Consider the following 7,278-nt stretch of genomic DNA (forward strand, 5'->3'; position numbering starts at 1 on the left):
GCTCTGTCCGGCGGCGGCCTCGGCGCGCAACGTCTCGGGCTGAGCGGGGTTGTTGGCGATGTCTTCGAGGTAGCCGATCTTCTCCAGCGTCGTGTGTGACGCACCGCCGGGAATCATCGCCGCCGCTTGCTCCCGGGTCTTCCCGAGTGGCCCGCTCGACGGTGGTGCAAAGTTTGCACCACCGTCGTTCCCCGGCTGGTTCTCGCTGCTGAACTGCGTGGCGGACTTCCGGCGGGCGGCGTCTTCGGCCATGACCTGCTTGATCTCGCGGTACAGGCCGGCGGCTTCGAGCTGTGTGTAGGGCTTGTGCAGCATGTTATCGTCCTGCTCGGCGAGGAGCTGCCCGAGCCGGTCAGACAGACCGCTGCGAACCCACACGTTGACGGTGCGCCAGCCGAGCATCTTGATCGCGGCGAGCCGTCGTGCCCCGCACACCAGCACGCCATCGATGGTGATCGTGAGAGGTTGCAGCAGCCCGTCGCGCTCGATGGACGCGGCCAAGGCGTCGATGTCGCCGAGGTCGGCGCGGTGCCGGGTGCCGACGAGGATCGACTCGACGGTGCGGTCGAGCTGGATGCTGCCGATCTGTGGCTCGATCACGACGACTCACCGCCTCCACCACTCGGAGCGGCCAGTGCGAGCGCAAGGATCAGATCGTCGTCGCGGAGCAGCAGGTCGAGCGTTTCGCCCAGCAGCAGCCGGAGCAGGATGCCGCGACCGCTGCTGGTGGCCACGTAAGCCGGGTGCGGGTTCCCGAGCAGCGCCTTCAGCAGCGCGGCCCAGGAGCGGCGCGGCAGGTCGAGCAGTGCCCGCGCGTGCCGATCGCGGCGCAGTGCCTCGTAGGCGGACTGGCGGGTGCCAGCCTTCATCAACGCCCCGCAGACGTGCTCGACAGCGGCACGCGCCGTGTCGGTCGGCCAGTCGAGCAGGCACAGCATCGCGATGGCGTCCTCGGCCGCCGATCCAGCGGACATGCACGCTTGCGCTGACCCGAGACTGTCGCGCGGTTCCGGTTCGAGGTCGCTGGGACGAAGGTCGGTGGTGTGGAACGCGGGATGGTAGTCGGCCAGCGCGGTGTCGCGTTCGGAGAATCGTTCAGGGTCGTGGAACGCCGAGACGTGGGCGCGGCGGGCCTGGTGCACCGAGCAGAGCAGACCTTGAGCGCGTTCCTCGTAGACGCAGGTGATCCGCACGTCGTGGGTGATGATCGCCCACGGATCGTTGGCTTCACGGGTCGAGCGGTACTGCATCGCGTCGAACGCCGCCGTCACCGCTTCCCAGGTGTCGAGCCTGTGTTTCCTCGCGAGCGCGCGGTACTTGTCGGCGGCGAACTCCATCAGGTCGCGGGCCACCGGGTCGTGAACCCAGGCATCCTCGCCGCCCTCGGCGAGGCGATTGAGCAGGGCACGCAGGCCCTCGCCGGTGGTGAAGTCCTCAGCCCCGTCGGCCGTCTGCTCGGTGCTGGTGCTGGTTGGTCTGGTCATGGTGTCGGCACCTCCTGGCAGGCAGGTGCGCACTCGCTCCCACGAGCGCGTCCTGCATGCCGATGCCGTCGCAGCCATGACCTGTCACCACCGTCAACTCATCGAGACCCCGGAGCGGGACACCTGCGAGGCAGGTGCGGTGCTGCACCCGAACGCCGAGATCGGCGGCAACCGCCGGGCGCGATCCCCGAGACGACGAACACCTGCACCGAGCGGGGTGCGGGTGCGGCGTGCCAGCTCGGCCTGGAAGTCGAGACCCCGCCCGGCCGCGTGCGCCGAGTGCCGGGCGATCAAGTCAGTGGGGCGCACCCACTCCACGCCTCGCCCACGAACGAGCGCGTGCCGCTTGTCGTCGCGGGCGACCGGCGCGGCCCGCACCGCCTCCGGCGTACTCATCACTTCGACCGACTCGGGGCGCTCCCGCGGCTCCTCGGGCACCAGCCGTGCGGGATCGGGCCTCGCGGAATCGTTGCGCTGGGGGTTCTCAGTGGTGTTCATGGGATCGTCTCCTCCCGCTCGTCGGCGGTGTCAGTGGTGTCAGTGAGGTGCGCGACGGCGAACCAGCGGCCCACCGTCGAGGGATGCACATCGAGTTCGCGGGCGATCCGCTTGTTCGACCAGCCCGCCTCGCGCAGCTCCCACCCCAGCGCCCGCCGATCCGCCACACCCTCATCGCGACGGTTGGCCTCCATCTCGCCAGGCGGCAGCGCAGGCATCGAATCCGCGGTGTTCGTCGAGAACGAGTCGGCAGTGGCGGGTTCCGCATGGGGGTCGGTGGTGCGGGTGAGAATCACGGTCAGGTGCGTGATGGCCAGCAGCACGACGGGCGGCACCGCGGCGACCGAGGCCGCGAGCATCCTTGGCACGTCGGCGTCCGCGGCGACGACAGCATGAATGGCGTTCGCCGTCACCGACACGAGCGCGCCGCCTACCAGCAGCGCCCACGGATACCAGGCCGAGCGCTGCCCGGCGAGCGCGACGACGGCAACCGTGGCGACGACGATGATGCCGTCCACGATCAGCGGCCACGCCCACGCCTGCCCAGCCCCGATCCCGGAGCGAGCAGCCAGATCGGCCAACGACGTGAACGACAGCCAGAACGCCCCGGCGGCGATGAACACCGTCCCCGCGACCGCCGTCATCGCGGCCCAGCGCCGCCCTCCCGATTCACGCCTCACAGCCCAGCCCTCCCCAAGGCTGCGGACGGTGGGCTCGCCGAGCGACCGAACCACCGACCCGCGCTCTGGCTCCGGCCGCCGGGCGTCACTTCGGATGCGGGCTGGGTGGCTCGGTAGGCGGAGCGCACGGTCTGGGTGATCTCGCGATCACCCAGACCCGCCGACTGTGCCGCAGCACCCAGCGCATCGAGCGCCTCGGCGGGCGAGACGCCGTTCTCTGCGAGGCGGCAGGCAGCCCAGAACAGGCCTCGGTTCCGCTCGCCCTCACCCCGCCCAGCGACCCACGTCGCCAACCGCTCAGCATCCTCATCCATCGAGCCGCTGCTGGCGCGTAGTGGAGCGACGGGGCGCGGGTCGAGGAAGTCCCGCAGACGGGCCGCGTCCACATGACCGACCGAGTGCGCGGCGATGTCCGCGACCTCGTAGCGGCACACACTGCCGTCGATGATTCGCCGGGAGGGAGGAGCGATGATGTAGCCGCCGTCGCCCCGGAAGTCGACGCCCGCGGTGGCTGCCTGCCACGACCGCTGCTCGCGGCCCGGGGTCGCCGGGAAGTACACGTGCGCGCCTCCGGTGGGTGTGCGCACGAGCAGACCCGCGCCATCGACGAGCCCCGCGTCGGTGGCGCGCTGGAACGCCGCGCGGCCGTCGTGGGGGCCGTGGACATCGACATCGACGACGACAACGCCGGATGGAGCGCCGGTCGGGATGCCGATGTTCGCGTTCGGTGTGCGCGACCACCACGCGGCAACCTGTTCCGGGTCGCTGCTCGCATCGAGGAACCCACGGCGGGTCAGCGGACGCTTCCCCTCGACGACGCACGGAAACACGGGCACGCCAGCCGCCGCGAGGCTCCGCGCCGCGAGCCCCAGGCTCGGTGAACGATCCACGCGAATGAGCGCCGCCAGGACATCGAATGCTTCGGGCATCACAGCCTCCGCACTGCCAGCGCTGGCGCCGACGCAGCACGCGGACGATCGGTCTCCACCGAGTTCGCAGCCGTACGGGAGGTGCGCGGACTGGGAGCGTCGCGTTCGAGTCCGGGCGGGGTGCCGTCGCCGACCTGGAGCGTGTCGAGCTGGTCGAGGATCGCCAGCGCGGTCTTCCGCACCCGCTCGCCGGTGGACTGCACCACCTGGACGGGCTCTTGGCCGTCCACGCGGGCGGCCCAGGTCGAGACGTACGGGATCGTGTACCCGGTGGTGTCCATGCCGTGCGCGGCACCGATCATCAGCGCGACGGACTCGGCTTCGACCTCGCGGATGCCGCGATGCTGACGTGCTTCCTCGTCGTCGGGATCGTGCATCAGCACGTGCGCCAGCTCGTGCGCGAGCGTCTTGACCTGCGCAGCAGGGTCCATGTTCTCCCGCACCGCTACCGTGCGCTCCTCATAGTCGGTCATGCCGTTCGCGCCGGAGATCATTCCCTCGTGCGGAACCCGCAGCACCTCGAACCCCGCGCCGCGAATCTGCCCGGCCAGCCCGTCCCACAGCCCCGAGGGTGCTTCGCCTTCCAGCAGCGTCGGAGCGGGCGGAACTGGCAATGGTTCTCCGTCGGTCTGGGAGGCATCCCACACGTAGGCCGGCCGGGCTCCGACCATCCGCGAGCGCACCACCTCGCCGGCCTTCGGCGTCTCCCTCGGCCCGAGCCGCCGCCACGAGCCCGCATCGGCAGGGGTCGCGGTGGCGAACCGGCCCGTCACGGGCGCGAAGATCATGTAGCCCGGCTGGCCCTTCATCACCTGCCGACCGAGCCCCTGCCACTGCCGGTACCCGGCAACCAGGGTGGGGAAGGGTTCGGGCACGCGGCCTGCCTCGAACGCGGCTTCGTGCTGCACCCAGATCAGCATCGTGTTGTTGAACGACCGCGACCGGAACCGCGCCGCGAAGGCGAGCGCCTGGCGCCAGTCGTCACCCGAGACCAGCGACTCGACCGCGCCGGTCAGCTTCTCGTGCAGCTCGTCGAGCTTCGCCTCTCGCGCCGCGCGGGCGTCCTCGTTCGATGCCATGCTCCGGCCTCCTCTTCGGCGGGCCGCGACGCGGCTGCGCGCGGCGGTACACCTGGCAGGTAGGCGCGAACACCCGCGCCCAGACCGTGAGCTGGACATCGTTCACCTCCTTGAGGCAGCCCGAGCCGAGACCGGGACGCAACATTGAGCATGCTCAAAATGCCCCGGAGTCCTGTTCTAACACTGACCGTTGAGCATGCGCAAGCCTTGATTTGTGCATGCTCAACGAGTACGGTTGAGCATGCACAACCACCTTCTGGGTGGACTACATCGATGCCTTGCCCGTTGCGAAGGGAAGGGGGTCACCGTCATGACCGAAGACGAGAGCCAGGCTGCGGCCGAAGACCTCGCCAAACGTCTGCGGCTCCTGATGGATGTCGCCGTCGCCGAGTCCGGCACGGAGCCGACCTACTCGCAGATCGCCGGCTACCTCCAAGAACGAGGCACCAACCTGTCGCGGTCGCGCTGGACGTACATGGTCAACGGCCACCGCTACGTCCAAGACCCCGCCGTCTTCGAAGGGCTCGCGGAGTTCTTCGACGTGGACGCCGCGTTCCTGCTCGGCGAGGACGGTGCTGCCACTCCCGAGAAGGTCTCTGCGCAGCTCGACCTGGTTCGGTCCATGCGTGCCGCGAAGGTGAAGTCCTACGCTGCCCGCACCCTCGGCGATATCTCGCCGAAAGCACTCCACGCCATCACCAAGTTCCTGGACGAGGAAATGACACACATGCCCGAGCACTGACCGGTACCGCACGATGGAGCCGCCACCGGTCCCTGCTCCCTACAGAGAAGGGGCGAACCGTGAAGATCGAACAGACCGTATCGGCGGCCGTCGCGGGCCTTGAGCTCGGCAATACCTTCGCCCTTGACGATCTCCTCCACACCGTCCAAGACCGGCGGCACCGTAGGCTCCGCGTCGTCGAACTCGCAGACCTCGACACCCACGACGGCCTCTGCGCGCTCTGGCTCTCCACCGATGCCGAAGACGTCGTGCTTCACGCCCGCAGCGACTCCGCGCTGCATCGCCAGCAGTTCGTGCTCCACGAGCTCGCCCACATGATCCTTGGCCACGGCGAAGGCGACGGCTGTGCAGTCGGGGAGGTACTGCTGCCCAACATCCCGCCGTACACCAGAGGTCGCCTGCTCAGGCGGCAAGACCTCGACAGCGAAACCGAGATCGCCGCCGAGTCCCTCGCCGACCGGCTCGCCGCCGGCATCCGAGGGTCGGTGTTCGCAGAGTCCAGATACTCGGAGATATTCGGATGATCCAGACGCTCGTCGCAACGCTCATGTGGGCGCTCGTGGCGAGCCTGCTCATCTTCCGACGCAAACGCACCGACCGAAGCATCACCTACGCCGCCCTCACCATCGCCATCGCGATGACGCTCAACGTGGATGCCGCCTACAGCGCCGTCGATCGACTGCTCGGTGGCACCAACCTCGCCACCCTGATCGCGGACGCGCTCCTGATGACCGGGCTGTTCTTCCTCGGCCGCGGCGTCATGAAGACCGGCGAGTACCGGCCCAGGCTCGTCCGAGCCGCCGTCAGCATCCCCGTCCTGCTCGTCGCGCTGCTCGCGATCACCGCATCGTTCCTGCTCATCGACCGCGGCACCACTACCACACGATTTATGATCGACCTCGGCGCACAGCCAGCGGCGGCGGTCTACTCGATCATCAACTTCACCTACTGCCTCGTCATTGTCGTGGCGATGCTCGTCCTCGCCATAAGGCAGTACCGGCACAACACCGGCATCCAGCACCTCCCCGCGGCACTGTTGAGCCTGGGGTCGGCGTTCGGCGTCGCGCTCTGCCTCGCCGTGATCGTCATGGACGTTGCCCACGCCACGGGCCACCTCGACCTCATGCACACTATCCAGTCCGCCTACGATCCGCTCTCCGTCCTGACCTTCGTGTTCCTCTGTGCCGGGTTCGCGATCCAGCCTGCCGTCCGTCGCGCTCAGCACCGCGCCCGGCAGAGGCAGACCGTCGCCCTCACAGCGCAGCTGGAGTCGCTTTGGCACCAGGCGACGCGCGCACGGCCCGGGCTGAGCCAGGCCGACCCCCTCGCCGCCAGTAGCGAAGACCCCGAAGGGCACCTCCACCGAGTGATCGTCGAAATCCGCGACGCGATGATCGACCCTCGCATCACCTTCGACATCAGCACCGACGACCGCGACCTGCTCGAACGCGCCGAGAGCCACCTCGTCGGAAGCGACAGTGCCCTCGCGACGACCTCGCCCGTTCCCTACGTCGAGGAGCGGGAGTCGTGATAGGCCGCATCGCTCTCGGCGCTGGGGCCGCGGCGGCAGCGGTTGCCGGGGTCGGGTGGGCCATCGCGCGGCGGCTCACCGCACCCGTCGGCCCACGAATGTTCGACCTCACCGTTCGAGGCGTCGAGTACACCGACGACGGCGACCTGATCGTGCTCGACCGCACCGACCAGACAACCGCCGACGGCATCTACAACCTCTGGTTCGAGCGCGGAGGCTGGGCACAGCTCTCACCACGAGATTGTCGATCGGGGACCTACTCGCGTCGCTCGCAGGATCACAGGCACTGCACCTGCCCCGACCCCGAAGGTTGGCGACGGTGCCTCGTGGAGCGG

The 7,278-nt window shown here is 69.1% G+C and carries 10 protein-coding genes; 4 read left to right on the plus strand and 6 right to left on the minus strand.

What is annotated here, in order from left to right; all coding sequences use genetic code 11:
- The 6 genes from ACHFFZ_RS10855 to ACHFFZ_RS10880 form a co-directional block, all read right to left on the minus strand.
- Positions 1-600: ParB N-terminal domain-containing protein (locus ACHFFZ_RS10855; protein WP_394276641.1), on the minus strand; the 600-nt coding region annotated here is incomplete at its 3' end.
- The gene (locus ACHFFZ_RS10860) at positions 597-1,517 is read right to left on the minus strand and encodes a hypothetical protein (protein ID WP_394276642.1); all 921 of its coding nucleotides are present in this window, start codon (positions 1,515-1,517) and stop codon (positions 597-599) included. The genes ACHFFZ_RS10855 and ACHFFZ_RS10860, both read right to left, overlap by 4 nt.
- A 60-nt stretch (positions 1,518-1,577) precedes the next feature.
- The gene (locus tag ACHFFZ_RS10865) at positions 1,578-1,982 is read right to left on the minus strand and encodes a hypothetical protein (protein ID WP_077684802.1); all 405 of its coding nucleotides are present in this window, start codon (positions 1,980-1,982) and stop codon (positions 1,578-1,580) included.
- Complete coding sequence (locus tag ACHFFZ_RS10870; RefSeq protein ID WP_394276643.1) at positions 1,979-2,626, minus strand: DUF2637 domain-containing protein; 648 nt, start codon at positions 2,624-2,626, stop codon at positions 1,979-1,981. The genes ACHFFZ_RS10865 and ACHFFZ_RS10870 overlap by 4 nt, the downstream gene beginning before the upstream one ends.
- Before the next feature lie 32 nt (positions 2,627-2,658).
- Complete coding sequence (locus ACHFFZ_RS10875) at positions 2,659-3,591, minus strand: bifunctional DNA primase/polymerase (protein ID WP_251201715.1); 933 nt, start codon at positions 3,589-3,591, stop codon at positions 2,659-2,661.
- Entirely contained in the window at positions 3,591-4,670 is a 1,080-nt protein-coding gene (locus ACHFFZ_RS10880; protein WP_251201716.1) for an ImmA/IrrE family metallo-endopeptidase, read from the minus strand. Before ACHFFZ_RS10880 ends, ACHFFZ_RS10875 begins: the two co-directional genes overlap by 1 nt.
- A gap of 310 nt (positions 4,671-4,980) precedes the next feature.
- Between ACHFFZ_RS10880 and ACHFFZ_RS10885 the strand changes: the two genes are divergently transcribed.
- From ACHFFZ_RS10885 to ACHFFZ_RS10900, 4 genes are all read left to right on the plus strand, one after another.
- Complete coding sequence (locus ACHFFZ_RS10885; RefSeq protein ID WP_013601296.1) at positions 4,981-5,412, plus strand: hypothetical protein; 432 nt, start codon at positions 4,981-4,983, stop codon at positions 5,410-5,412.
- Between the two features lie 59 nt (positions 5,413-5,471).
- On the plus strand, positions 5,472-5,936 hold the full coding sequence (locus ACHFFZ_RS10890; protein ID WP_013601295.1) for a hypothetical protein: 465 nt from the start codon (positions 5,472-5,474) through the stop codon (positions 5,934-5,936).
- Positions 5,933-6,943, plus strand: coding sequence for an MAB_1171c family putative transporter (locus ACHFFZ_RS10895; protein WP_026926277.1), 1,011 nt, complete (start codon positions 5,933-5,935; stop codon positions 6,941-6,943). Before ACHFFZ_RS10890 ends, ACHFFZ_RS10895 begins: the two co-directional genes overlap by 4 nt.
- On the plus strand, positions 6,940-7,278 hold a 339-nt coding region (locus ACHFFZ_RS10900; RefSeq protein ID WP_394276644.1), incomplete at its 3' end, for a hypothetical protein. The genes ACHFFZ_RS10895 and ACHFFZ_RS10900, both read left to right, overlap by 4 nt.

Origin of the sequence: Luteococcus sp., assembly GCF_043424415.1 — a bacterium.
Taxonomy (GTDB): Bacteria; Actinomycetota; Actinomycetes; order Propionibacteriales; family Propionibacteriaceae; genus Luteococcus.